Genomic DNA, 243 nt, shown 5'->3' on the forward strand with positions numbered 1-243 from the left:
GCCAGGGTCCGGCTGAGCAGCCAGTCACGCACCAGCGGCACGCTATCCAGCACCGCCTGCGGACCGCAACCCTCAAGTTCCTTCAGGGTATGCGCGCCGTAGGTCACGCCCAGGCCATGCACGCCGGCATTGGTCGCCATCTGCATGTCGTGAGAAGTGTCGCCCACCATCACCACGCGGGCCGGATCGACGTCCAGCTCGCTCATCAGCTCGTGCAGCATGGCCGGATGCGGCTTGCTGAAG

1 protein-coding gene is annotated in these 243 nt (G+C 66.3%); it reads right to left on the bottom strand.

The window, feature by feature from the left end; all coding sequences use genetic code 11:
- On the bottom strand, window positions 1–243 hold a 243-nt coding region (locus SB771_RS36535; RefSeq protein ID WP_410722225.1), incomplete at both ends, for an HAD-IA family hydrolase.

Source organism: Burkholderia sp. SIMBA_051 (assembly GCF_046534915.1).
GTDB lineage: Bacteria > Pseudomonadota > Gammaproteobacteria > Burkholderiales > Burkholderiaceae > Burkholderia > Burkholderia ambifaria.